The organism is Halobacillus sp. ACCC02827 (genome assembly GCF_030291935.1).
In the GTDB taxonomy this organism is placed as follows: Bacteria; Bacillota; Bacilli; order Bacillales; family Halobacillaceae; genus Halobacillus.
The window spans coordinates 3,495,586-3,520,082 of sequence record NZ_CP128168.1 but is presented as its reverse complement, the minus strand read 5'-3'; the positions used below and the strand labels follow the sequence as shown (position 1 = coordinate 3,520,082).

Annotated in this window: 22 protein-coding genes and 1 riboswitch; of the genes, 9 read left to right on the top strand and 13 right to left on the bottom strand. The window is 49.9% G+C overall.

Features of this window, described 5'->3' with window-relative positions; translation table 11 throughout:
- Positions 1-15: 15 nt before the first annotated feature.
- A complete protein-coding gene (locus QRD89_RS18450) occupies positions 16-864 on the top strand; it encodes a coiled-coil domain-containing protein (protein WP_286095997.1) in 849 nt (282 codons plus the stop codon).
- Between the two features lie 56 nt (positions 865-920).
- On the top strand, positions 921-1,460 hold the full coding sequence (locus QRD89_RS18445) for a hypothetical protein (RefSeq protein WP_286095996.1): 540 nt from the start codon (positions 921-923) through the stop codon (positions 1,458-1,460).
- A 46-nt stretch (positions 1,461-1,506) separates the two neighbouring features.
- Here the strand turns inward: QRD89_RS18445 and QRD89_RS18440 are convergent, their stop codons facing one another.
- Both QRD89_RS18440 and QRD89_RS18435 read right to left on the bottom strand, forming a co-directional pair.
- Positions 1,507-1,920, bottom strand: a complete 414-nt coding sequence (locus QRD89_RS18440; protein WP_026577706.1) for a type II toxin-antitoxin system PemK/MazF family toxin — start codon at positions 1,918-1,920, stop codon at positions 1,507-1,509.
- 3 nt (positions 1,921-1,923) lie between these two features.
- Complete coding sequence (locus QRD89_RS18435) at positions 1,924-2,121, bottom strand: hypothetical protein (RefSeq protein ID WP_008638973.1); 198 nt, start codon at positions 2,119-2,121, stop codon at positions 1,924-1,926.
- A 108-nt stretch (positions 2,122-2,229) separates the two neighbouring features.
- On the opposite strand from QRD89_RS18435, the gene QRD89_RS18430 reads away from it, so the two are divergent.
- Positions 2,230-2,496, top strand: a complete 267-nt coding sequence (locus QRD89_RS18430; RefSeq protein WP_026577707.1) for a hypothetical protein — start codon at positions 2,230-2,232, stop codon at positions 2,494-2,496.
- A gap of 300 nt (positions 2,497-2,796) precedes the next feature.
- Here QRD89_RS18430 and QRD89_RS18425 read toward each other — a convergent pair whose 3' ends face one another.
- The 4 genes from QRD89_RS18425 to QRD89_RS18410 form a co-directional block, all read right to left on the bottom strand.
- Entirely contained in the window at positions 2,797-4,737 is a 1,941-nt protein-coding gene (locus QRD89_RS18425; RefSeq protein WP_286095995.1) for an ABC transporter permease, read from the bottom strand.
- Positions 4,727-5,488 (bottom strand): ABC transporter ATP-binding protein, encoded by a 762-nt coding sequence (locus QRD89_RS18420; RefSeq protein ID WP_026577709.1) that lies wholly within the window; start codon positions 5,486-5,488, stop codon positions 4,727-4,729. Before QRD89_RS18420 ends, QRD89_RS18425 begins: the two co-directional genes overlap by 11 nt.
- A gap of 217 nt (positions 5,489-5,705) precedes the next feature.
- A complete protein-coding gene (locus QRD89_RS18415) occupies positions 5,706-6,710 on the bottom strand; it encodes a sensor histidine kinase (protein WP_062515048.1) in 1,005 nt (334 codons plus the stop codon).
- Positions 6,707-7,393: a response regulator transcription factor gene (locus QRD89_RS18410; RefSeq protein WP_026577711.1), complete on the bottom strand. Its 687-nt coding sequence runs from the start codon at positions 7,391-7,393 to the stop codon at positions 6,707-6,709. Before QRD89_RS18410 ends, QRD89_RS18415 begins: the two co-directional genes overlap by 4 nt.
- A gap of 178 nt (positions 7,394-7,571) precedes the next feature.
- On the opposite strand from QRD89_RS18410, the gene QRD89_RS18405 reads away from it, so the two are divergent.
- Positions 7,572-8,636 (top strand): branched-chain amino acid aminotransferase, encoded by a 1,065-nt coding sequence (locus tag QRD89_RS18405; protein WP_026577712.1) that lies wholly within the window; start codon positions 7,572-7,574, stop codon positions 8,634-8,636.
- A gap of 461 nt (positions 8,637-9,097) precedes the next feature.
- Here QRD89_RS18405 and dapA read toward each other — a convergent pair whose 3' ends face one another.
- Positions 9,098-9,991: a 4-hydroxy-tetrahydrodipicolinate synthase gene (gene dapA / locus QRD89_RS18400; protein ID WP_062515046.1), complete on the bottom strand. Its 894-nt coding sequence runs from the start codon at positions 9,989-9,991 to the stop codon at positions 9,098-9,100.
- Positions 9,992-10,120: 129 nt separating this feature from the next.
- Positions 10,121-10,298: riboswitch (Lysine riboswitch) on the bottom strand.
- 246 nt (positions 10,299-10,544) lie between these two features.
- On the opposite strand from dapA, the gene QRD89_RS18395 reads away from it, so the two are divergent.
- Entirely contained in the window at positions 10,545-12,200 is a 1,656-nt protein-coding gene (locus QRD89_RS18395; protein ID WP_286095993.1) for a methyl-accepting chemotaxis protein, read from the top strand.
- A 64-nt stretch (positions 12,201-12,264) separates the two neighbouring features.
- On the opposite strand, the gene QRD89_RS18390 is transcribed toward QRD89_RS18395, so the two are convergent.
- The 3 genes from QRD89_RS18390 to desA all read right to left on the bottom strand — a co-directional run bounded on the left by QRD89_RS18390 (position 12,265) and on the right by desA (position 15,136).
- Positions 12,265-12,873: a response regulator transcription factor gene (locus QRD89_RS18390; RefSeq protein ID WP_062515042.1), complete on the bottom strand. Its 609-nt coding sequence runs from the start codon at positions 12,871-12,873 to the stop codon at positions 12,265-12,267.
- Positions 12,870-14,006: a sensor histidine kinase gene (locus tag QRD89_RS18385; RefSeq protein ID WP_008633791.1), complete on the bottom strand. Its 1,137-nt coding sequence runs from the start codon at positions 14,004-14,006 to the stop codon at positions 12,870-12,872. Before QRD89_RS18385 ends, QRD89_RS18390 begins: the two co-directional genes overlap by 4 nt.
- Positions 14,007-14,089: 83 nt before the next feature.
- Entirely contained in the window at positions 14,090-15,136 is a 1,047-nt protein-coding gene (gene desA / locus QRD89_RS18380; protein WP_008633792.1) for a Delta(5) desaturase DesA, read from the bottom strand.
- Between the two features lie 324 nt (positions 15,137-15,460).
- Between desA and QRD89_RS18375 the strand changes: the two genes are divergently transcribed.
- From QRD89_RS18375 to QRD89_RS18360, 4 genes are all read left to right on the top strand, one after another.
- Entirely contained in the window at positions 15,461-16,378 is a 918-nt protein-coding gene (locus tag QRD89_RS18375; protein WP_008633793.1) for a proline dehydrogenase family protein, read from the top strand.
- 32 nt (positions 16,379-16,410) lie between these two features.
- Positions 16,411-17,958 carry an L-glutamate gamma-semialdehyde dehydrogenase gene (gene pruA / locus QRD89_RS18370; protein WP_008633794.1) on the top strand — a complete coding sequence of 516 codons (1,548 nt, stop codon included), beginning with the start codon at positions 16,411-16,413 and terminating at the stop codon, positions 17,956-17,958.
- 143 nt (positions 17,959-18,101) lie between these two features.
- Positions 18,102-19,409 carry a PucR family transcriptional regulator gene (locus QRD89_RS18365; RefSeq protein ID WP_235601505.1) on the top strand — a complete coding sequence of 436 codons (1,308 nt, stop codon included), beginning with the start codon at positions 18,102-18,104 and terminating at the stop codon, positions 19,407-19,409.
- Between the two features lie 10 nt (positions 19,410-19,419).
- Positions 19,420-19,716 carry an antibiotic biosynthesis monooxygenase family protein gene (locus QRD89_RS18360; RefSeq protein WP_026577718.1) on the top strand — a complete coding sequence of 99 codons (297 nt, stop codon included), beginning with the start codon at positions 19,420-19,422 and terminating at the stop codon, positions 19,714-19,716.
- A 75-nt stretch (positions 19,717-19,791) separates the two neighbouring features.
- Here the strand turns inward: QRD89_RS18360 and QRD89_RS18355 are convergent, their stop codons facing one another.
- The 3 genes from QRD89_RS18355 to QRD89_RS18345 all read right to left on the bottom strand — a co-directional run bounded on the left by QRD89_RS18355 (position 19,792) and on the right by QRD89_RS18345 (position 24,375).
- Entirely contained in the window at positions 19,792-21,192 is a 1,401-nt protein-coding gene (locus tag QRD89_RS18355) for an MDR family MFS transporter (protein ID WP_026577719.1), read from the bottom strand.
- A 386-nt stretch (positions 21,193-21,578) separates the two neighbouring features.
- Complete coding sequence (locus tag QRD89_RS18350) at positions 21,579-22,799, bottom strand: dicarboxylate/amino acid:cation symporter (RefSeq protein WP_286095989.1); 1,221 nt, start codon at positions 22,797-22,799, stop codon at positions 21,579-21,581.
- Between the two features lie 181 nt (positions 22,800-22,980).
- On the bottom strand, positions 22,981-24,375 hold the full coding sequence (locus tag QRD89_RS18345; RefSeq protein ID WP_026577721.1) for a sodium/glutamate symporter: 1,395 nt from the start codon (positions 24,373-24,375) through the stop codon (positions 22,981-22,983).
- Positions 24,376-24,497: the final 122 nt, after the last annotated feature.

The window sequence follows — 24,497 nt, the reverse complement described above, 5'->3', positions numbered from 1 at the left end:
AAAAGGGGTGAAGCTATGTTCAACAAAGATAAAGTGAATCTGAGGAGGAAGTCGAACCGGATGTATATGACCATCCTGGGCGGCGTCTTTCTTGGGCTCGCGTTTTTCCTGACGTCCGGGTTTGTTTTCGAGGAGAAGGTGGAGGTGCTGTCTTCTCCTGTCAACGAAGATATCAAGGTTTCCTCCACGGAGAATGTCGTCATCAACCGGTGGATCTATGATCCGAAGACGGGGCAGATGGAGGTCATCATCGATACCGGACATCTGAAGAATGAATACGACACGATCGATTTTGAAGCCTTCCAGAGAAGCGACGGCAGCGAGGTCGATACCGAGGTCGTTTTCCAGTACGAAGACCACTACGTCGTCCGTTTGGAAGGACTGTCGCCTGATTATACTCAGGTCGCTCTCGATTTGATCGGAACGAAAGAAGTCCCCGAGGAGGAAGAGGCGGAAGAGGAGCAGTCCGGCCGCTCCATCCTGAGGACGTTGTATGCCGACTACAGGGAAGTGGAAGAAGCATCGATTGAGGAACGGGAGAGCGGCGAGTACATTTCCTACACGACCGACCTCATCATTGAAGGCATCAGAGAGAATATCCAAACCGTAGAAGAAGACATCAAGGATCTGAAGGCAGATTCCGAGGATGCAGAGGAACGGATCGCTTCCCTGCGCGAGGATAAAGTCTACCAGACCGATGAAGAGAAACTTCAGACAGACAATGACATCAATGCACTGGAAGTTAAAAAGAACGAGACAGCGAAAGAAATAGAGCGCTTGAAGATGGACTTGGAGCGATTCGACGATAAGATTCAAAAGACAGAACAGCGGGAGCGCGAGCAGCTCCTTGAGACAACCGATTGAAGAAGGGCGGCCCTGCAGGAAGCCGGGGCTGCTTTTAACAGAAAGGATGAGATAGGATGGAACGAGAAGAGAATCTGATGGGTACGATCGTATTCGAGCCGTCAGATAAAAGCCAGCAGTATATGATGCTGCGGGATATGAATACCGATCATACACAGGAATATGCCATCGAGCCGGGTGGCATCATTGAGAACGGAGAAAGAAGGGTGCACCTATCCGATCTGCTCACGAAAGAGAACGCAGCGGAATTGAGAGAAGCGCAGATGCAGGGGCGGCAGACGTCGTTCATGCTGTCCGCGAAGGAACTCGAGCATGCCAAAGGGCTTGATCTGGTCAATCCGGAGGCGAGCGCGAAAGCAGAATCGATGAAGGATTTGAAAGCCCAGTATCAGAACTTGTGGGATATGGTGAAGAAAGAAAACAGCGGCGAATTGACGGAAGAAAATCTCGTCAACCGCCTGTCCGCGGAGCAGACGTACCGGACCAGCAAGCAGGAGGTCATGGAGACGTTTAATGTCCCGCAGCAGACGATTACGAAGATGGAAAGCAGTGTCAGGCAGGAGACGAAAACAAAATCTGCAGAAAATCAGCTGTAATAAAAGCCCCCTTAACAAAGGGGGCTTTCTCTGCTTGTGGTAGGCATCAGGAAAGGGATCCTGATTTCTGGACGCTTTTTCTCAGCTGGATATCCATCCGGTTGCAGGCGACCGATTTCCGCATGACGTCAAGCATTTGAGCCGTGGAGATCTCGCCTGACTTTTCGAGGTGTCCGATTTCTTCTCTGCTCATGGAAAAATAGTTATCGGACGTGCAGAGGACGGCGGAATCCTTCTTCAGTTTATTGACGTCGTCTTTCTCGACGAGGACGCCGTGTTTGTTCGCTGGATATGTTTTGATCTGCGAGGTCAACGTCCGCAGGTGGACTTGATCGTCTTCCACCTTCATGACGACACAGGGACGGGCGCCTTTATTGCTCATTTCCCCTGTTTTTTTGTCATAAAAGTCGATGTCCACCCAGACGACGTCCTTCATTTGGGGTGTGTAGATATCGCTCATTGATTACTCCACATCCCACAGCTTGCGAAGTTCTTTGTCGTCCTTGTCGATGATCACTTTGCCTTTCCCGTCTGTGCGCAGGCGGTCGGCCGGCTTTTCTCCGGGTTGTTTGTCGAGAATGTCCCGCTGCTGCTCCTCGATCTTCTGAAGTCGTTCGATTTCTTTCAGCATCTCTGCTTCTGTCTGTTTGTCTGCGCTCATGGAAGCACCTCCGATGGTTTTGTTTTTTCCATTATATCACAATGGAAACGCACAGAAATCACGGGTTGGATAACAAAAACATACATACTTAGAAAAGGAGGGGATACGATGAAGGGAGAGAAATCGAACCTATTCAAGAATATAGGCCTGTGGGCGATGAGGATTCTGCTGCTGGCCGTAGCTGCCTTTGCCGCTTATTTCCTGATCGTACATACGAAGGATATGCTGCAGCTGTTTCTGCTGCTGATTATCCTGCTTATGGCCGCCGTGGTGGCCTTTCACATCCTTGCCGTCCTGTTTTATATCTTCCTTGTCATCCTGGCGATCGTGCTCCTCTTCTCCGGTGCAGGCTGGCTGCTTCATTTATTCGGCTGATGAGGTTTTCCTCTTTTACTGTTTGTTAAAGAAGTACTTTTCATAAGGAGCGGAGAGGGCTCCGGGGAATCGAGCGCTTTCCGTGGGGTGGCCGGTGAGCCTCCTCATCGCTCTGCTCTTCCGGGGTCTCACCTGTGCCACTATTCCCACAGGAGTCTGCTCGATTCCCCTCCACCCTTTGTCCAAATTTCTTTCTTTGTTCCCTTTCTGTCTTTGATAGCCATTAATGATTGATCGGAAAGTTTGTCCCTCCCGTCCATAGTACAGGGTTTCTCGACAGCCTGAAAAAAGAGGCACTCATCAGAGTGCCTCTTTTATAATGCGTTTGTAATACAGGACCGACAATAATCCGAAGACGGAATAGAGCAGGGTGTAGACGCCCATGACGACGAACATCGGTGTCCACAGCTCCGTTCCGAAGAAGAACCAGCCGGATTGGACGGCGAAGTAGCTGTGCAGCAGACCGACGACGAGCGGGATGCCGAAATTGAACAACTGCTTCCCTTGAATTCCCCGCAGGAGATCGCCGCGGCTGAAGCCGAGCTTTCTCAGAATCGTGTAGTTCGGTTTCTCTTCATCCCCTTCGTCCATCTGCTTGAAGTATAGAACACAGCCGGATGTGACGAGGAAGGTAAGTCCAAGGAAACCGACAATGAACATACTCAGTCCCATTGTTTTTTTCTGTGACTCCGTCTGCGCATAGAGGGACAGGTTTTCGTTCTCCTTCGCAAATGTCATCGATTGGAAGATATCATCCGCCGTTTCGATGTCCGCTCTGTCTTCCACGTTTACCCCTGTGTACGTGTCGTAGGTGGTCTGAATATCGTCCAGCTGCTGCTGTTTCAGCTTTTGGAAGGTGTTCTCACTGACGACGGCCGCTGGTGCGCCGAACGTGAAGGCTCTGGAGAGGACGTTTTCTTTCGTGCTGCCGATGTAATCTGCGTCCATCTTCCCTTCTGATGTGATCAACTGCACCTTGCCCTCGTCCTTCAACTGCGACATCTGCATGTACGCATCGTTGTAGCCGGCGAACAGGACTTGATCATCCTCAAGCACCGTGTCCTCCAGAGCCGTATCAGCGACGACCGGCATATCCATTTGATTGTTCTCTATTTGCATTTCCTCTAAATTCGTACCAAAAATGTCTTTGACCATCACCCGCGCATCTGTAACGTCGACCTTTTCTTCGCTGTAGGCGATGCCGGTCTGATCAAGCGCCTCCGTGTAGGCGACCGCATCTTCTTCGGACACGAAACTGAAATCGTCCGGAGAAGAAATGCTTCCGACATCATAGACCGAATAGTACGAAATGTAGGTGAGCGACAGCAGACCGATAGCGAGGGCGGAGACGGTCGTGATGATCGTCAGGAGCATCGCATTCGATTTCATCCGGAACATCATCGATGATAAGGACAACACTTCATTGATGTTCAAATATCCCTGCTTATTTTTGCGAAGCAGGTTCGATACGAAGCGTACCGATCCCTTATAGAAGAAGTACGTTCCGATGATGACCGCTGCCAGAATAAAGACCATTGCCGCAAACAGCTGGTTCATGGAATTGAAATCCCCGCTGAACAGCTTCGAGGAGACGTAGTAGCCTGCGATGATCAGGGTCAGTCCGAAGATACCCATCAGAATCTCCCAGACGGATATGTTCCCGACTCTCGTCTCCGTCTTCGATTTCGTCCGGAACAGCGACAGGATACTCTGTCTGCGGATGAAAAAGTAGTTGAGCAGCATGATGAACAGATAGATTGCCATGAAGACAAGGATCGTTTGGAGCAAGGCCTTCCCGGAAAAGGACAACGTGGCGACTTCCTCGATGTCTGTAATCCGGAAGAGCGCCATCATCATCAGCTTCGAGACGGCGAAACCGGCGAACGTCCCGACGATCAAGGAGCCGAAATAAACGATCAGGTTCTCCAGGCTGATGAGCCGGAAAATCCGGTTCTTCGTCATTCCGATCAGCTGGAACAATCCGATTTCCTTCCCGCGCCGCTTGATGAAGATATTGTTCGCATAGATGAGGAAGATGGCTACGATCGCAATCAAGAGAACGGAAGCGACCCGCAGCGCAGCCTCGCCCTTGATCGATCCATCCATGCTCATAGCCGGATCATACTGCAGCGTCACGAACGAGAAGTAAAGGGCGACACTGAAAATGAGAGCGAAAGAGTACAGGTAATAGTTCTTCACATTCTTTTTCAAATTGCGGATAATCAGTTGATTAATATTCATAGTGCACCCCGCTGAGGACGCCCTGGGTTTTCATGATGTCTTTCAGGAATTCCTGCCGCTGCTGGTCTCCTTTATTCAGCTGTGTGTAGATCTGTCCGTCTTTGATGAAGATGACGCGGGTACTGTAGCTTGCTGCGACTGGGTCGTGGGTGACCATAGCGATCGTCGCCTCTTTCCGCTCGTTCAAACGACCGAGCTTACTAAGGAGATCAGACGCTGATTTCGAATCGAGCGCGCCTGTCGGTTCATCGGCGAAAATGATGCTCGGATCATGGATGAACGCTCTCGCTGCGGAAGTCCGCTGCTTTTGACCGCCGGAGATTTCATTCGGGTATTTGTTTTCGATTTCTTTGATCCCGAGCTCTTCCGCTACCTCCTGGAACCGCTCATTCGCCTGCTTCTTTTTAACGTTGGCGATGGACAGGGGCAGAAGAATGTTTTCCTTCACTGTGAGCGTATCGAGCAGGTTGTAATCTTGAAAAATGAATCCGAGGTGATGCTTCCGGAACTCAGCCAGCTTTTTGTCTTTCTGGCCGGTGATGACCTGTCCGTCGATTTTGATGGTTCCGTGGCTCACCCGGTCGATGGAGGAAAGGACGTTCAGCAGTGTCGTCTTTCCGGAACCGGATGCTCCCATGATCGTGACGAATTCACCTTTTTCGATGGTCAGGTTGATGCCTTCTAATACGTGCTGCTTCGTGAATTTATTGCCGTAGCTTTTATGGATTTTCGTAGCTTCTAATATACTCATGGTATGACCTCCCTTGTTCTATGACTTTATTCTATTAGCTTTTTCCGATGTTTTCCTGTCATTCACCTAACAAAATCGGGGATGGAAGTGACAGTTTCGTCACATGGGCAGATGAGAGGAGCGGGAAGTCTCCTCGACCCTTTGGCCTTGATCCTTCCCACCCTAAAGGAGTTCCCCCTGCTGCGTGCAGGTAAAAGAAAAGAAGCATAGGACAGGGTCACATGCTTCGGATGGTTGTGAAGGCGTCTTTCTTCGGGAAGTGGAGGGTGAAGGTGGACCCTTGTCCAACTTCGGAAGTGACGGAGATCTTCATCTTCAACGTTTTCCTGATGCGGTCGGTCAAATAGAGACCCATTCCCGTCGCGGCGCCGTTCTGGTGATCGGATGTCGACGTGAAGCCTTTATCGAAGATGCGGGGGAGGTCTTTCGCCTCTATGCCCCGGCCTTCATCACGGATCGCTATGTGCACCCGCTCGTCTTCCCGCCGGCTTGTGATGGTAATGTCACTCGATTCGCTGTATTTGATGGCATTCGTCAGCAGCTGGCGCAGGATGAAGGCGAGCCATTTCGCATCACTCAACACGTGTGTCGCTTCCAAATCGATATCGAAGCCGATTCCCTTCTGCATGCACCAGGACTTAAGGGTACGGATTTCCTGGAATAACAGCGGCTCTAACTCTATTTCTTCTATATAAAGGTCGTTCTCGATGAAGGGGATCCGTTTCTGATAGAGCTGCTGGTCTAGAAGCAGGTGGATCCGCATCCATTCATACGTCAGCTGGGACTTCAGCTTGTAATCTTCGATCTTATCAAACAGGAGGTGCATCGCACTCATCGGCGTCTTCACTTCGTGGATCCAGGAGAGCAGCTGGTCCTTCTCCTCTTCCAATCGGTGCTGGTTATCGGCAAGCTCCTGTTTCAGGCGTTCCATATGGTCTGTGACGTTGTCGTCGATGATTCGTTCAAACGGACTGTCCCCTTCCGGAAAAGTCGAAAGATCCAAGTCCCGGTCCCGTTCCTGCATTTGACGGTAGAAGCGGGTTTCCTTCTGGTACCGGATGAATAAAAACAGCGCAATTAATAGGAAGGACAGAAAGTTGTAGTACAGAACGGAGGTGACCGGGATTGTCGGATCGATGGCACCAACGAGAGCTGCCAGCACCTGCAGACCGAAAAGAAAGGCGATCCAAGCAAGGCGTTCTTTCAGAAATGCCCCGATCATTGCGAAGCCTCCTTCGCCACATAGCCTTGTCCGACCTTCGTCTCAATCGCATCTCCCAAGTCGATTTCAGCGAGTTTCTTGCGCAGCCTGTTGACGTTGACGGTCAGGGTATTGTCGCTGACGAACCGTTCATCCTCCCACAAACGCTGGATCAGCTCTTCCCGGCTGACAATCTTGCTTTTTTTATCCACCAGCTGCTTCAAAATAAGGATTTCGTTCTTCGTCAAATCGATCGATCCTTTTTCATTGGACACGCGGTTGCGGTCATAGTCAATGGTGGCTCCCTGCCAAGTCTTCCACTCATTCGTTTCCGTATTGTAGTTGTAGACGCGGCGCAGAATCGCCTGGATCTTCGCAATCAGCACATCGAAGTGAAACGGCTTCTGGACGAAATCGTCGGCACCCAGGTTCATCGACATCACCATGTCCGTCGGATGGTCTCTCGAGGACAGGAAGATGATCGGTACGTTCGAGTGGGCACGGATCATCCGGCACCAATGGAAGCCGTCGAACTTCGGCAGCTGGATATCAATGAGCACAAGATCGGGATTTACATCGGTGAACCGGTTCATCACCTGTTGGAAGTCATCGATCCCATATACTTCATACGACCATTGCGACAGTCGTTCCTCCATTTCCTGGAACAACGTCCGGTCGTCTTCAATCAACAATAATTTAAACAAAAAAGACACCACGCTTTCCGTATATTCCCTTTTTCCAGTATACCATGATGCTCCATGCATCGTATTTCGATTATTCAAGCAAATTCTCTTTAAAATTGTCGGAAGTGGGCGTACAATGGATAGTATTATTTGAAAAACGGCCCCGGCCGGCGATTACATAAATAAAGGAGTCCTGACAATGGCATTGAGCATCATTCAAAGCGAAACGAAGAAGAAGAAACCGGAATCGAAAGAGATCCCTTTCGGCAGAACGTTCACAGACCATATGTTTGTGATGGATTATGAAGCGGATAAAGGCTGGCACGAGCCGCGCATCGTCCCTTATGAGCCGCTGACACTCGACCCGGCAGCGATGATTTTCCATTACGGGCAGACAGTTTTCGAAGGGATGAAGGCTTATCGTACGGATGATGACCGTGTCCTGCTTTTCCGTCCGGAGAAGAATTTCGAACGTTTGAACTTGTCCAGTGAGCGCTTGAGCATTCCGGCGATTGATGAAGACGAAGTGCTGGGTTATCTGAAGGAGCTTGTGGAGCTGGAGAAAGACTGGGTTCCATCCTTTGAAGGGACGTCGCTGTACATCCGTCCGTTTATCATTTCGACAGAAGCGAACCTCGCCGTTGCGCCGTCGAAATCCTACAAGCTGATGATCATCCTCTCTCCAGTCGGCCCGTATTTCTCCGGCGGTTTGAAGCCTGTCACGATCAACGTCGAGAATGAATTCACCCGTGCGGTCAAAGGCGGCACCGGCATGGCGAAGACAGCAGGGAACTATTCCTCCGGCTATCAGGCCCAGGCGAAGGCGGTCGAGGAAGGCAACAACGATGTGCTTTGGCTTGATGGTGTGGAGAAACGCTACATCGAAGAAGTCGGCAGCATGAACATTTTCTTCAAAGTGGACGGAGAAGTCGTCACACCTGCCTTGAGCGGCAGTATCCTGAAGGGGATCACGCGCGCATCGATCCTGGAGCTTTTGGAGAAGTGGGGCATCCCGGTCACCGAGCGCCGAATTGCGATCGAAGAGCTGTATGAATGGTACGAACAGGGGAAAGTGGAGGAAGCGTTCGGAACAGGAACGGCTGCCGTCATCTCTCCTGTCGGGGAATTGAACTGGCTCGGTAAGAAAATGGTCATCAATGATCATGAAATCGGCGAGCTGTCCCAGAAGCTGTATGACACGATCACCGGAATCCAGCGCGGCCGCAAGGAAGATACGGAAGGCTGGACGGTCACGATCGACTGAAAAGACTTTCCAGCTTCGTTTGAATAGTATGCATAGAAGAGAGCCTCCCAATGGTGTGGAAGGCTCTCTTTTTGTTGGAGGAGGGACAGGAAGGGGAAAGCTGCTCTTCCGGCGACTCACCTGTGGCTATGTTTCTCTTTTCTTTTGGATTGGACTAGTATCTTACTCTGTAACCCCAGCCATAAAAGCACAGAAGGCAGCAAGGTAACGAATAAAGGGTAGTTCGGTCCTTGCCAGCCTAAGATGTACAAAAAAGGTAATTTAAAAATAAAAGAAGCAACATCCATGAAAGACTGCATCTCATTGTGGAAGGACTGACTACACTCAATGGTCCTATCCACCCCGCTCTGATCATTCTTAATTTTTATCCCGTACGCTGCTAAACGGACCATCACCTATTTTAACGGGTTAAAAAAGAGGAAGGCGTGCTCCTATCCAGAGAGCACGCCTTCCTTTATTCTTTATGATGCCATTCGTTCGTCTTGTCTGATCGTGCTTACTATATCCAAAACACGCTTGCTTTCTTCCTGCGTCAAAGGCAGCAGAGGCAGGCGGACGCCTCCGACCTGGACGCCGAGAGCGTTCAGGGCTGCTTTCACCGGTGATGGACTCGGTGCGGAGAAGATGGCGTGCATGACCGGGAGCAGCTTCTGGTGAAGCGTTGCTGCGAAGGCGCCGTCTCCTTCACGGTAGCTTTGGATCATCTGCTGCATTTCTTTTCCGATGACGTGGGAGGAGACGGAGACGATACCTGTCCCACCGATGGCAACGAACGGCAGCGTGTTGCCGTCTTCTCCGCTGTAGACGGAGAAGTCCTCCGGCGTTTCGCGGATGATGGTCGTCGCCGCATCGAGATCGCCGCTCGCTTCTTTAACGGAAACGATGTTGTCGATCTTAGATAAGCGGATGATCGTTTCCGGTTCCATGTTGACGACGCTTCTTCCCGGAATGTTATAAAGCATGACCGGGAGGGAAGTCGCTTCAGCGATGGTGCGGAAATGCTGATACATCCCCTCCTGAGACGGTTTGTTGTAGTAAGGGACGACGAGCATGACGGCATCCACGCCGGTCTGTTCTGCTTCCTTCGTCAGCTCTATAGATGCTCGTGTGTTGTTGGATCCTGTTCCTGCGATGACCGGAACACGTCCGTCGACGACTTCCACAGTGAAGCGGAACAGGGACAGCTTCTCCTCTTTCGTAAGCGTCGGAGATTCTCCGGTCGTTCCTGCGATGACCAACGCATCCGAACCGTTGTCGATCAAATGGTCGATCAAAGCACGTGTCGCTTCATAATCAATATTCTCATCGTTGTCGAACGGGGTTACCATTGCTGTTAATACTTGGCCGAAATTCATAACCTCACACCCTTTAGTAAGTTTTTTTAAATACAGACCGAGGCATCAGGACCATTCAGCGCAGTAAATAAACAAAAACGGCAGCAACGAGGGAATCGCTGCTGCCGTAGAAACTTTGTATCCGTTCCTGCGTAAGATAGCCCTCCATATAGTCTCCTATATGACAGTCCTGCACTTCTTCAGTATCAGAACCAGCTTCAGGAAGATGAGATTCGAGAAGCTTCGGCAATTTCCCCTTTCCGCATCGATCGTCAGAGCTCATTCTCCTCCGTATGCGTACTGATGTCATTGCACCTCTATCCTTACTCCAAATAAAATTTGAAATAAGAAAATATTTAGTTAGCTTGATCGTAACAAAAATTGTCCTCAAATACAACACGAACGATGAAAATTCCAAATCTTCGACAATGTTTTTGCACATTGGCTTATGCCGACCTGCGCATGGGATAGGAGGAACTACATAAAAAGGTCCATCAACCCGATATAAAAGATAGATAACTATAATAAAAAAGGGGACCTGGTTTCAACGATGAAAAGTATAAGAGGAAAGATTTTGACGGCCTTCTCAGTGGTCATTTTATTGACGGTTTTGCTCGCGAGTTTCAACTATTTCGCTACTTCAAGGACGAACGAGAATACGAAGGGGATCGTCGACCGTGAACTGCCGCTGTTGATCCTCGATGAGAAGCTCGCCTATAACTTATCACAGAAGGTAGCTGCAGCCCGTGGGTATGTACTCTTTAACGATGACGCATACAGGGAAACCTTTGAAGCGTATTCGGAAGACAGCATGAAGATGCAGAAGGATCTCCTGGACCGGACGGACTCCGATGACATCAGGAAGCTTGTCACGGACAGTATTGAATGGGAAGGGACTGTGCGGACAGAGGTGTTTGAACGGTTTGACGACGGTCGGGAAGAGGAAGCCCTGAAAGCGCTCGAAGATACGGTTACTCCGGTAAGTAATGAATTGATAACCATCTATGAAGAAGCCTCTATTCGTAGAGAAGGAGAAATCCAGGAGATGGGATCTAACGTGTTGGAAAGCGGCGCGGCTATGATGTTCTGGGGATTGATTATCTCTGCGGCAGTCATCCTGGTCGGACTCCTTTTCGCATGGATGATGGCGAATAACCTCTCCAGGCCGATCAAACGTGTGGCAGAACGGATGCGTCACCTTGCGGGCGGCGACATCAGTAAAGGGGATCTGGAAGTGAAGAGCAAGGATGAGATCGGGGCGCTTGCCGGTGCGATGAATACGATGCAGGCGGCCTTGAAGGAAGTGATCGAATCGGTTTCCCTGACCTCCGACCGTGTCACGGTGCAAAGCAGAGAGCTTGATCAGGCATCGGAAGAAGTGAGGGAAGGAAGCGTGCAGATCGCCTCGACGATGCAGGAAATGTCTTCCGGAGCAGAGTCCCAGGCGGACGGTGCTTCCAGTCTGGCGGAACAGATGCGCACCTTCACAGATAAAATTGCGGTTGCGGATGCGAACGGCGGGCACGTGTCGCATTCGTCTTCTCAAGTACTCGAGCTTGCAGAAGGAGGTCGGGAGCAGATGAAGGCAGCGATCGGCCAGATGCACAGGATCGATACGATTGTGAAGGATTCGGTCGAGAAAGTGAAAGGCCTCGATAGGCAGTCTCGGGAAATTTCCAAGCTTGTCCAGGTCATTGAAGCGATTGCGTCTCAGACGAACCTGCTGTCGTTGAATGCGGCGATTGAAGCCGCCCGTGCGGGTGAGCACGGCAGAGGCTTTGCCGTCGTTGCGGATGAGGTGAGGAAACTTGCAGAGCAGGTCACTGCTTCTGTCGGTGATATTACCGATATCGTGGAAGGCATTCAGACGGAATCCGGGCAGGTCGTCCAATCCTTGGAAGAAGGATATACCGAAGTGGGCCGGGGGTCTGTCGAGATGGAGGCAAGTGGAGAGACGTTCGATACGATCCATCATTCCGTTTCGGACATGGTAGCTAAAATCCAGGAGATTTCTGCCCACCTTCGCGAAATTGCCGGCGCAGGACAAGATATGAACCGTTCCATCGAAGAAATCGCTTCGATTACAGAAGAGTCGGCGGCGGGGGTCGAACAGGCAGCTGCTTCGGCCCAGCAGTCGAGCGGATCGATGGAGGAAGTGTCTCGAAGTGCCGCCGAATTGTCGGAGCTGGCAGGAGAACTGAATCGTCATGTCCGCCGTTTCAAACTATAAGAAAACACCAAAGAACAGCCGGTCCTGCGAGTATAAGCAGGACCGGCTGTTTTTTTTAGGGGAATCATTTCGACCGTTTGTACCAGCCCTTTTCTTTAAAACGAGAGATCGCTTCGATTCGGTTGGTTACTTCCAGCTTTTCCAGAATGACAGATATGTAGTTGCGGACAGTCCCTGGTGTGATGAACAGCTCTTTAGAGATATCCTTCGTATTTTTTCCATCTGCCATCAGCTGTATGACTTCCTGTTCCCGTTCGGTGAGCGGATTGGGTTCGGTGAAGGCAAGATCAACCAGCTCCGGGTCGAAGATGCGCTGGCCGTTCATGATCTTACGGATGGCCGTTGCCAGTTCCTCACTCGGACTGTCTTTGAGCAGATACCCGCTGACTCCCGCTTTTCTTGCCCGTTCGAAGTAACCGGGGCGGGCGAAAGTCGTCAGGATGATGACTTTGCATGTTTCCTCTTGAATTTCTTCGGCGGCATCCAGGCCGTCTTTCACCGGCATTTCAATATCCATGATGCAGATGTCCGGCTTTTCTTCACGGACAAGGTTGACTGCTTCCTGACCATTTCCCGCCTGACCGACGACTTCCATCCCTTCTTCTAAATCCAGCAGGGCGCCCAGCGCGCCCAGCAGCATACGCTGGTCTTCTGCAATGACGATCCGTATCATGCCGGACCCTCCTTTTTCTTGTTTTTTATCACATTCGGTACGTGAAAGAGCAGCTTGGTTCCTTCTTCGGAACGGATTTCCAGCCTTCCGTTAACGAATTCCAGCCGTTCGCGCATTCCCTGTAAGCCGTGTCCCTGGAAAGGTTCCAGCGTCTCCGGAATCCCTTTCCCATCGTCGGCAATCGTGACGAGAATTTCATTTGGTGAGGGATGGATCGTAATATGGCAGGTGGAAGCTTCGCTGTGCTTGACTACATTCGTCGCTGCTTCCTTCAGGCACATACTGAGTACGTTCTCAACAAGCAGCGGGGTGTTCTTAAGCACCGGATCTCCTTCGTAGGAAAACGTCATTTCCGCTGCCTCGATAATCTGCCGGACGCGGACGAGTTCATCCTCAAGCTTCGTCCCTCTCATATTCGATACCATTTCCCTTACTTCCTTCAACGCATTGCGTGAGGTCATCCGGATATCATCGATTTCCTGCTTGGCTCGATTCGGCTGCATGTCCATCAGCTTCCGGGCGAGGTCGCTTTTCAAGCCGATCATCGACAGCTTCTGTCCGAGGGTATCATGAAGGTCCCGCGCAATCCGCTCTCTTTCTTCGATGACCATCAGCTGGGAAATCCGTTCATTGGCATCCTGCAGTTCGCCTTCCAGCTTCTGCTGCTGGTTCCGGTAGCGGACAGTGAAGGGGAGCAGGATCACACCGATGACGGTGATGATAATGAACGGCAGGTTCGGAAATACCGAATCAAGCTGATGGATGAAAGTGACGGTGATGGCGATCAACGTCGTTGCCAGGTGGACAATATAGAGAGAAAGAAACCCACCCAGGCTCTTAATGTTCCCGATGAAGAAAGCGAGGAACAGGGCGAAATAGATGTATCCGAACGAAATGGTCATCAAAAGACTGATCACCATTTCGATACTCACCCACAGATATACGAATCCGCTCTTGGAGATGAAGGACAGACGATACGCAAGGAAGAAGAGCAGCGTCATCAAAATGCCGAACATCATTTCATACATCGAAGAGGAGCGGAAAATGAAGAAGAACGGCAGGACGCAGAAGATAATCCAGACATAAATGCTGAGTCCTGTGTTCTTCGGAATGATATGGTACCAGTTCTGCATGGCGGCGGCCTCCTTGTTTCTCTCACTTAAGCATAAAGGAAAATAAAGAAAAAACCCATTCAAAGGAATGGGTTTTGGTGGAATTACTGGTCTTCCTGGAACCTTGGACGGCTTTGGACACGTCGCTGCTTTTTCTCCAGTAACGGTTTCACTTCTTTGAAGGAAATGAATGTCTTGTTTTCCGTGTCATACAGGCGGAAGCGGATCGATTCAAGGCTCGTCTTCAGCGTGATGGTCGTTGCGTGCTGAAGGGGAGGCGTCTCTTCGTGTGCCTTCTCCAGTGCGTAGTTCGGTACCCGCGGGCTCAAGTGATGGACGTGGTGGAAACCGATGTTTCCGGACACCCATTGAAGCAACTTCGGAAGCTTATAATAAGAGCTTCCATCGACTGCTGCTTTAACGAAGTCCCACTCCGATTCATCTTCAAAATAGGAATCCTCGAACTGGTGCTGGACGTAAAACAACCAGATTCCGAGAACACCGGATACGTAAAGGATCGGCAGCTGGATGATCAGGAATGCCTGCCAGCCGATCGCCCAGATTAGAAGGGAGTAGATGGCGACGACCGCCACGTTGGTAATGTACGTATTCCAACGTTCTCTGCGCTTTGCACCTTTGCGGTTGAAGCGGTTGGAGATAAGGAACAAGTAAATCGGTCCGAGTCCGAACATGACGATCGGGTTGCGGTACAGACGGTAAGCGAGACGCTCTTTGAAACTCGCGTTCACATACTCATCGACCGTCATCACCCAGATGTCACCGGTACCACGTTTATCAAGATTACCGCTCGTCGCATGGTGGATCGAGTGGCTCCGTTTCCATTTTTCGAAAGGGAAGAGCGTCAAAATACCCGAGATCGTTCCAATGACACGGTTGGCCTTCTGACTTTTCAGGAAGGATTGGTGCGTGCAGTCATGGAAAATGATGAAGACCCGGATCACGAAACCTCCGGCGATCATGGCGATTGGAATGGCGAGCCATACAGATAAAGCCATGCTGGCGTAAGCCAAATACCACAGCAGGATAAATGGAATCAGTGTATTGATCAGCTGGCGGACGCCGGCGGCTGTATCCGGTTTCGCATATGCGGAAACACTTTTCTTCAACTCTCTTTGTTTGGCGCTGTTCATAGGTTTTTCTCCTCTTTGATTGGTCGTTATCCCCATCATAAGAGATAAGAGGACCGACGATAAGACACAAACGTCAGGACTTACCCATGACACTTATCATGGGTCGGTAAGAGAAAGCGGATATTCCCATTATATGGGTGGTGAAAACACCTTTCGACACTTTTGTGCTGAAACAATAAAAAGGCGGGGGTATCTTTGTGTTTCGACCACGTTGTCAAATGTAAGCGTTATTCGTTACAATTTTCTTAACAATTAAACATTTCCGAGTTACACCGGATAAAGCTTGTATGGATCGATAGAGAATGATGAAAGGGTGTGGGGATCTTGGAAGCCATCAGTAAGAATTTCTTCTTATACCTTTCCAACAATAAGATGTTAGATCGGATGGCCAAGCGCTTCGGCACAAGATTCGGAGCGGACAAGATAGTCGGGGGAGAAACATTCCCTCAGGCAATACCGCTGATCAAGCAATTGAATGAGGAGGGACTCGTGGTAACCGTCGATCACCTTGGTGAATTCGTCGACTGTGAGTCTGAATCGAGGGACCGGGCCGGAGAATGCATCCGCAGTATTCAGCAGATCGCTGCCCATCAACTTCAATCGGAAGTGTCCTTGAAGCTGACCTCCCTCGGGCTTGATATCAGCCATGAGCTTGTGATGGAGAATATGGAACTGATCCTGAAGGAAGCGGAGAAGCACGGTATCACCGTGACGATTGATATGGAGGATTCCTCCAGGTGCGGAGCGACGCTGGACATATACAAAGCGCTGAAGAAAGACTACCCGAACCTCGGAACTGTCGTTCAATCCTATCTGTACCGCTCCGATCAGGACTTGGATGATCTCAATGAATACGATCCATACCTGCGCCTCGTCAAAGGGGCTTACAAGGAATCCGGCAAAGTAGCTTTCCCGGAGAAGAAGCTCGTCGATGATAACCTCAAGCATCTGATCAGAAAGAACTTGTTAAACGGCAACTATACGGCCATTGCAAGCCATGACGATGCGATTGTCGCTTATACGAAGCAGCTCGTGAAGGAGCATGATATTCCGAACGACCGTTTCGAATTCCAAATGCTTTACGGCATGCGGACACAAATGCAGGCAGACCTTCTGAAAGAGGGATATAAAGTCCGTGTGTATATGCCGTACGGGGAAGATTGGTACGGCTACTTCATGAGACGCCTGGCGGAGAGACCGGCTAACATCGCCTTCGCCATGAAAGGGATTTTCAGCAAATAAACTATTTATTATACAGAGAGGGGAATTTACCTATGGTCCAGCCATATAAGCACGAACCATTCACAGATTTTACAGTAGAAGAGAACAAGAAAGCTTTCGAAGAAGCACTGAAGCAGGTGAAGGAAGAGCTTGGTCAGCATCATGACCTTCTCATCAATGGAGAACGCGTGCACACGGATCAGCATATTACGTCCATCAACCCGGCGGATACGAAGCAGGTTGTCGGAACGGTATCGAAAGCGAATGCGGAACTTGCAGAGAAAGCAGTGCAGGCAGCAGCGGACGCTTTTGAAGATTGGCGCAAATGGGATCCACGTGCCCGTGCAGAGCTGCTTTTCCGCGCTGCGCACATCATCCGCCGCCGCAAGCATGAATTCTCCGCTTACCTTGTGTACGAAGTAGGGAAGCCTTGGAAAGAGGCGGATGCGGATACAGCGGAAGCTATCGACTTTCTTGAATATTATGCTCGTCAGATGATTGAACTGAAAGAAGGGAAACCGGTGGAAAGCCGTCCGGGTGAACAGAACCGTTATGTGTACACACCGACAGGCGTAGCCGTCGTCATCCCACCATGGAACCTGGCATTCGCTATCATGGCCGGTACCGCTGTCGCACCGCTTGTGACAGGAAGCACGGTTGTCATGAAGCCGGCCAGCAACAGTCCGGTCGTTGCAGCCAAATTCGTTGAAGTGCTGGAAGAAGCCGGTCTTCCGAAAGGCGTCTTGAACTTCGTCCCTGGAAGCGGCGGCGAAGTAGGCGATTACCTCGTCGATCATCCGAAAACAGCCCTTATTTCCTTCACCGGCTCCCGTGATGTCGGTCTTCGCATCATCAAACGCGCGGCCGAGGTGAAGGAAGGGCAGAATCATATCAAACAGGTGATCGCGGAAATGGGCGGGAAGGATACCGTCGTTGTCGATGAATCAGCGAACATTGAAACAGCCGTCGATGCGATCATCACTTCTGCTTTCGGTTTCTCCGGTCAGAAATGCTCCTCCGGTTCCCGTGTCGTGGCACACGAAGCGGTTTACGATGAAGTGTTGGAGAAAGTGAAAGAGCGTGCCGAACAGTTGACCGTCGGAAATGCCTCCGAAGAGAACGTGTATATGGGGCCTGTCGTCGACAAGGGGGCTTATGACAAGATCATGAGCTACATGGAAATCGGGAAAGAAGAAGGCCGCCTTGTCACTGGTGGAAAAGGTGATGACTCCAAAGGGTATTTCATCAAGCCGACGGTATTTGCAGACCTTGCGCCGGATTCCCGTATGCAGCAGGAGGAAATCTTCGGGCCGGTCGTTTGTTTCACGAAGGCGAAGAACTTCGATGAAGCGATCGATATCGCCAACAATACGGAATATGGACTGACTGGTGCAGTCATTTCCGATGACCGTGATCACCTGGAAAAAGCGAAGTATGATTTCCATGTCGGAAACCTTTACTTCAACCGCAGCTGTACAGGAGCCATTGTCGGCTACCAGCCGTTCGGCGGCTTCAAAATGTCCGGAACCGACTCTAAAGCCGGCGGACCGGATTATCTGGCGCTGCACATGCAGGCGAAGACGATCTCGGAAACGTTCTAAAAACGTATTCGAAAATGTCATCTACTCCTTACAACAAACCAAAGCTCTCCCGGAATGGGGGAGCTTTTTTCATAACCGGCGGGTTTTCTCCGGTACAATTGCTTTTTCTTTCCAACCACAACGGATATAATGGAGGGTAACGCATGACATTCAACCTACTTGGAAAGGTAAGGATTCCTATGGAAGTGAAAGAGTTGATCCTTCAGGCAGAAGATATCCATAAAGCGACGGAATTAATCAGTTCGAAACTGAAGAAACCGGTCATCATTGAAAATAAGAATTTTGAACTCGTGTCCTACAGCTCTGCTTTCGATGACTTCGATCAAACCCAGCAGAAAACGATTTTGTCCAAGAAATGTCCGATCTTCATCATCGACCGCTTGAAGAAAGAAGGGATCGTCCAGCGTCTCGATCAACAGCCGGATGCGATCCGTATTTCTCCAATCGAGGACCTCGGCTTCCAGCAGCGGGTCGTCATCGCTGCCAAGCATCTAGGCCATACGCTCGGCTATGTGTGGATCCAGGAGTCGGATCATTCTCTGGAGGAAACGGATTTACATTTCTTGGAGGAAATTACGCCCCATTTAGGGAAATTAATATATGATCAGTTCATGAAGGTGAATGCCAAGGAAGGACGGAAGGAGGAACTGCTCTGGCAGCTGCTACAGCATGAGTACGGCAGCGAGCGTCAGTTCCGTCACGATGCTTCCTTAGCGATGCTTCAGGTTCCTGACAGGTTTTCGGTGGTTGTCTTCTCTGTGACCGCTCCCCAGTACAAATACATGCTGGATGAGCTGGAGACAACAGTCAACCGTTTCCGTGCCGATAAACAGCTCTACTATTTGAAGACGGAATTCCAGATCATTATTATGATCGAAGGCCGTGTGAAGGACCGCTTCTCTTCTCGTAACATCGCGCGGGATCTGATCGAAGAAGTGAAGCGCGAGACGGGCGAAGAGGAATTTTACCATTTCCTCATCGGAGTCGGTAAAGAATACACGACGCTGATTCATATGCGAAAGAGCTTCCTGGAGGCATTGGAAGTGATCGAGACGGCAAGTTTCATCAACCCCCGTCCTGAATCCATGCCGAGGGAATTCGCACGTCTGGGGATTTACCGCTACCTTGCCGCTTTATATGAGAAAAACAGTTCGGAAGACTATTATAGTGAAGATCTGCTTCTTCTCATCAAGAATGATACCGAGAAACAGACGGAACTCCTGCTTACTTTGGAAGCGTACCTTGCGAATAACGGGAAGGGTAAACAGACCGCGCAGGAACTGTTCATTCACCCGAACACGCTCAATTACCGAATCAAACAAATCCAGGAATTGACGAACATCGATTTTTCAGATTTTAACAGTAAAGCCTATTTGTATACGGAGTTATTGCTATTAAATAACGTAGATAATTACTACCAGCGCTACAAATCAGCCCTTCAGAAGGGATAGGAGGAAGTCGATGATCACAGAGGCGGTCATGCTGCACGTGGAAAAAGGAAGAGAACAGGAATATGAAGAAGCGTTCCGGGAAGCATCGACGTACATTTCATCCATGGACGGGTACATATCCCACGAGCTTAAGCGGTGCTTGGAAGTCGATGGTAAGTATTTAATGCTGATCTATTGGCAGACGCTCGAAGACCATACCATCGGTTTCCGCGAATCGGACGAATATAAAGAATGGTCGAGGCTGCTCCATCCTTTCTATGATCCACATCCGACTGTCGAACATTTTGAGAAAGTCGATCTCGGTTAAGCTTCTATGCAAAAAAAATCCGAACGAATTCCCTTTCTGTTTAGAGAAAGAGAATCGTTCGGATTTTTTCGTTTTTTAGGTGCTGTACTCTTGGCTGGGCTGGGAATTGGTAAGGAAAATGGACATGACCAATCCAAGAATGGCGAAAATACCTGCGACGATGAAGGATACGTTGACACCGTGGATCAAACCGATCAGACCTTCCGACGGTTCGGCCTGACTCGTCATGACAGATACGAGAAGTGCCGTACCGACGGCCCCGGCCACTTGGCGCATCGTGTTGTTCATCGCTGTACCGTGCGGCATCAAATGTTCCGGCAGCTGGTTGAGTCCTGCCGTTGTGACAGGCATCATGACCATGGCGATACCGAACATACGGAAACAGTTGACGATCGCCAGGTACGTGAACGTTGTTTGCGGCGTAAGATCGGTGAACAGGAACGTGGAGCCGGTAACGAGCACGAGTCCGATGATGGCGAGCCATTTGGCCCCGAATTTATCAAAAAGACGTCCCGTGATCGGGTTCATGATCCCCATGAGTACCGCTCCAGGAAGCAGCATCAAACCGGATTCAAAGGCAGTGAATCCGAGCATGTTCTGCATCATGATTGGTAGAATGACAGCACCGCCGATCATGGCGATGAAGGCAATCATTCCGATAGCTGTCGTTAAGGTGAACATTTTGTATTTGAAAATCCGGAATTCCAGAATTGGTTTCTCCAATTTCAGCTGTCTCGTAATGAACAGGAACAGCGTAACCGCTCCGACACCGAGGGAAATCATTACTTCCCCGCTGAAGAAGCTGTTATTACCGGCGACACTGAATCCATACAGAATCCCGCCGAAACCGAAGGTAGACAGGATGATGGAGATCGGGTCCACTTTCGGAAAGGTCTGTTTGGTTACGTTCTTCAATATGAAGTAAGCGACAATAATATCTGCGATCGCGATCGGCAATATGATGAAGAACAGACTTCTCCAAGGGAATTGCTCGACGACCCATCCGGACAATGTCGGACCGATGGCCGGTGCAAAAGCGATGACGAGTCCGAACATTCCCATTGCTGCACCGCGTTTTTCTATAGGGAAAATCAGGAACAGGATGGTCTGCATCAACGGCAGGATGATCCCCGCCCCGGCAGCTTGAAGGACACGTCCGGCCATCAGTAAGGAGAAGTTCGGTGCGATCCCACAAACGAGCGTACCCGCAGCGAACAATCCGACGGCGGTCAGGAATAAACTTCTTGTCGTAAAACGTTCAATTAAAAAGGCGGTGATCGGAATCATAATTCCATTCACCAGCATAAATATCGACTGCAGCCATTGGGCTGTATTGGCGTCCAATTGAAGATCTTCCATGATCTTCGGCAAGGCCGTTGCAAGTAAGGTTTGGTTCAAAATCGCAACGAACGCCCCCGAGATGAGCACGATCATCAAGGGGACGCGATTAATGGACTTTCTTTCTTCGTCTGTCATCTTACCCCTTCTTTCTTTTGGTGCTTAGCTAAATACTTAGGTGACTAACGATTAATGATAGCATATATTCCATTGGAATTGCATTCTTAATGTTTTTTCCCACAAAAATTCCTTAGAATGCTAACCATTCGACTGCAAAAAGAAAAGAAAGCCGCATAATACAGCTTTCTAATTGAAATTTTTATCGGGTAGAGGAGCGGGCTGCGGGAAATGGGGCGCTTTCCGCGGGGTGGCCGGTGAGCCTCCTCATCGCTGTTGCTCTTCCGGGTTCTCATCTGTGCCACACTTCCCGCAGGAGTCTGCCCTTTTTCCCTCCGCCCTTTACCATAATGATCACTCTACCGATTAGTGGCGTTTGCATAGAAAAGCGCTTTTGTTCTTCTATATTACCGGTTTGTTTTCTTCTCTGATTTATTGATAACGGTCGTTCCGACGAGGTCGCCGGTGACGTTAAGGGCGGTTGCCCCCATTCCGACAAAGACATCCACCGCTGTAAGCAGCGCGACAGCTTCCATAGGAAGTCCGACTTGCGAGAAGACGGTTGCGATCATGATGATTCCGGCTCCCGGAACTCCGGCTGTACCGACAGAAGCGAGGGTACCAACAAGGACGACCTGAAGCATATCCGTGAAGCTCAACGGATCATTGATGACGTTCGCTGCAAATACAGCAGATACAGCAATCCGGATGGCTGCTCCGTCCATATTGATCGTTGCCCCGAGCGGAAGGCTGAACCCGTACAGGCTTTTGTTTAAGCCGAGGTTTTTAGCTGCATTCAGTGTCAGCGGCAGCGTCCCGGAGCTTGACTGTGTGACGAATGCGGTGATCATCGGTGTCCGTGCTTCCCGGAAGAAAGCGGACGGCTTCCGCTTGGTAACCAACAGGATACCGACATAGATCAGCAGCTGGACAAACAGGCCGACATAAAGGACAAGAATGAAATTTCCAAGCGACAGCAGCGTGTCTTTGCCTTCTGTTCCGACAATTTCAGCAACAATCGCGAAGATTCCGACGGGTACGTACTGCAATATTCCCTTCATGACCGTCAGCGTCGCTTCATTCAAGCCTTCAATCACTTGATACGTACTGTCACCGATTTTCTTATAATCGGCGGAGGAACGCAGGAATGCAATCGCGATTCCGAAGACGATGGCCGTAAAGATGATGCCGAGCAGGTTCATCTCCGTCAGGGCCGTCAAAATGTTCTCCGGTACGATATTTAATAGAACACTTGTGAGACCGGGATTATCCGGGACGTCAATGCTTTCACTCCCATCCAGGCTCGTGCCCGTTCCCGGTTGGAACAAGCCTGCGACAATGATTCCGACGATAATCGCCAGGGCCGAGGTGCCGAGATAGTAGAGGAACACCTTCCCGCCCATTCGACCGAGGTCGTGCGTGTTGGTCTGATTGACACCGACAATTAATGTAAACAGAATTAATGGAACGATGATGAACTTGAGAAGACGGAGCAGTAAATCTCCAAGCGGAGCAAGGACAGATGCCCCATCGCCGAAGATCAGCCCGACAAGAATCCCGAGTACAAGTGCGACGGTGATTTTCTTAATCAGAGATGTCTCCATATATCCCTTCCACAGTTTACTCATAAGTAACCTCCTTTATTTACCAATATTTATCATGAATTCTGATCGATTTACTTATGATTACGGACTATAACATATAGCATGCCTGCGCCGGGTGTCAATCGACTTGCTTAGTATGAAACAAAGAGACGCTCGTATGAAAAAAACGCCTGCCGGCATGGCAGACGCTGATCTAATAAATCGTTTATTTCATTTTCTGTTTGCCGAAATAGAACAGCCCGGAAATGATTCCGACAGCCATCATGGCTACAGATACGATGAGGGCAGTCCATGGGCCGAACTGCACAATGAATGGAACGGATAATGCTGTGATGAAACCTCCTCCTAAGAATGGTTCAAAGAACAGCTGCTTATATCCGAATGCTTCAAAGGATGGTGATTTGTTGTCGGGGTCGACGATACGCATAAGGAGAAGCCCTGTAGCGGTGACGCCCGTCGATTGTCCGAAGTCGCCTAATCCGCGCTCGAACCAATAATCAGGAATGAAACGTGGGGCAAAGTACAAGAAACAGAACAAGTTCCATATAATCCCCGCTGCAGCTAACAGCAAGAACGGAACCAGATACTCACCGATGACGTCGATGGAAACCGTAGCGATGGCAGTCAGGATGAGAACATCGAGAGACAGCCCTTGAATACGGTTGACCATACGGCGGTCGACTAAATTATATTTATCTTTTTTGCTGAAGAAGATCTGTAGAAGCACACCACCGACCATAGCCATAGGGAACAGTGGAATGAATTCCATGAAGCCTGATCCCAGTGTCACCGCTTCTAATTGAATGAGTAATTCTAAGATTCCCCAACCAATGAAGATGGCAAGCATGACAATCGCCATGTGGAAGGATAGAGGTTCGATCGATTCCGGACGGAACGTAAGCTTTCCGTTCGGCTCCAGGTTCTGATATTCCATGAACCCGCGCTTCTGAAGATCGGAGAAATCGTTGATTCCATCAATTACCTTCGTCTTTTTCTTACGGATTCCCCAATTGATGAGGATGATTCCGAAGATGACACCGGATAAGACGCCGATCGTCGCAAGCCCGATCGCCAAATCGAACGCTTCATCGAAGCCGAATTGTTCGAACGTACCGGCCATACCGGCAGCCGTTCCGTGTCCGCCTTCAAAGGCTACTTCGATCAGGGCTCCTGCCATCGGTGGAATATTGAATACGGGTGTCAGAACAAGCAGCACGAGAAGAAGTCCTACGACATACTGGCCCCAGCCGATCGTCCAGCCAAAAGCTAATTGAGGACCGGCATAATTCCAAATTTGACTCAATTTAGGAAGGGTTGCGCCAAGGAATAAGGCAGCAAACACGACGTTAATCATCAACCCAGGCAGATCCGCCCAGACTTCTGTCACGACCGGCGGCATGACGCCGTAAGAAAGCCAGGAGTCATCCGGCATGAATTTACCTAATACTTGGGGGCCTAACAATAATGCTACAAAACCTCCGATAATCGAAGATGGTAAGAACAAATTTTGTAAAAAAGTCACTTTCACACGGATGATCTTTCCTATCAATAGAAAAAGTCCGATGTAAAGGAGTGCAAAGCCGATTTCATTAGCTGTCAAATTTCATCTCTCCCTTTACGATGGAATATGTAGGTGTCACCTCGGGAATTTTACCATAAAACTCGAAATTCGGCGAATTTTGTCGAGTTATTAGCATATGGTATCCGGGTACATAGGAAATA

Bases quoted from the DNA above. Each gene is read 5' to 3' on its own strand.
- QRD89_RS18450 (WP_286095997.1), top strand. From the start codon at position 16: ATGTTCAACAAAGATAAAGTGAATCTGAGGAGGAAGTCGAACCGGATG.
- QRD89_RS18445 (WP_286095996.1), top strand. From the start codon at position 921: ATGGAACGAGAAGAGAATCTGATGGGTACGATCGTATTCGAGCCGTCA.
- QRD89_RS18440 (WP_026577706.1), bottom strand. From the start codon at position 1,920: ATGAGCGATATCTACACACCCCAAATGAAGGACGTCGTCTGGGTGGAC.
- QRD89_RS18435 (WP_008638973.1), bottom strand. From the start codon at position 2,121: ATGAGCGCAGACAAACAGACAGAAGCAGAGATGCTGAAAGAAATCGAA.
- QRD89_RS18430 (WP_026577707.1), top strand. From the start codon at position 2,230: ATGAAGGGAGAGAAATCGAACCTATTCAAGAATATAGGCCTGTGGGCG.
- QRD89_RS18425 (WP_286095995.1), bottom strand. From the start codon at position 4,737: ATGAATATTAATCAACTGATTATCCGCAATTTGAAAAAGAATGTGAAG.
- QRD89_RS18420 (WP_026577709.1), bottom strand. From the start codon at position 5,488: ATGAGTATATTAGAAGCTACGAAAATCCATAAAAGCTACGGCAATAAA.
- QRD89_RS18415 (WP_062515048.1), bottom strand. From the start codon at position 6,710: ATGATCGGGGCATTTCTGAAAGAACGCCTTGCTTGGATCGCCTTTCTT.
- QRD89_RS18405 (WP_026577712.1), top strand. From the start codon at position 7,572: ATGGCATTGAGCATCATTCAAAGCGAAACGAAGAAGAAGAAACCGGAA.
- dapA (WP_062515046.1), bottom strand. From the start codon at position 9,991: ATGAATTTCGGCCAAGTATTAACAGCAATGGTAACCCCGTTCGACAAC.
- QRD89_RS18390 (WP_062515042.1), bottom strand. From the start codon at position 12,873: ATGATACGGATCGTCATTGCAGAAGACCAGCGTATGCTGCTGGGCGCG.
- QRD89_RS18385 (WP_008633791.1), bottom strand. From the start codon at position 14,006: ATGCAGAACTGGTACCATATCATTCCGAAGAACACAGGACTCAGCATT.
- desA (WP_008633792.1), bottom strand. From the start codon at position 15,136: ATGAACAGCGCCAAACAAAGAGAGTTGAAGAAAAGTGTTTCCGCATAT.
- pruA (WP_008633794.1), top strand. From the start codon at position 16,411: ATGGTCCAGCCATATAAGCACGAACCATTCACAGATTTTACAGTAGAA.
- QRD89_RS18365 (WP_235601505.1), top strand. From the start codon at position 18,102: ATGACATTCAACCTACTTGGAAAGGTAAGGATTCCTATGGAAGTGAAA.
- QRD89_RS18360 (WP_026577718.1), top strand. From the start codon at position 19,420: ATGATCACAGAGGCGGTCATGCTGCACGTGGAAAAAGGAAGAGAACAG.
- QRD89_RS18355 (WP_026577719.1), bottom strand. From the start codon at position 21,192: ATGACAGACGAAGAAAGAAAGTCCATTAATCGCGTCCCCTTGATGATC.
- QRD89_RS18350 (WP_286095989.1), bottom strand. From the start codon at position 22,799: ATGAGTAAACTGTGGAAGGGATATATGGAGACATCTCTGATTAAGAAA.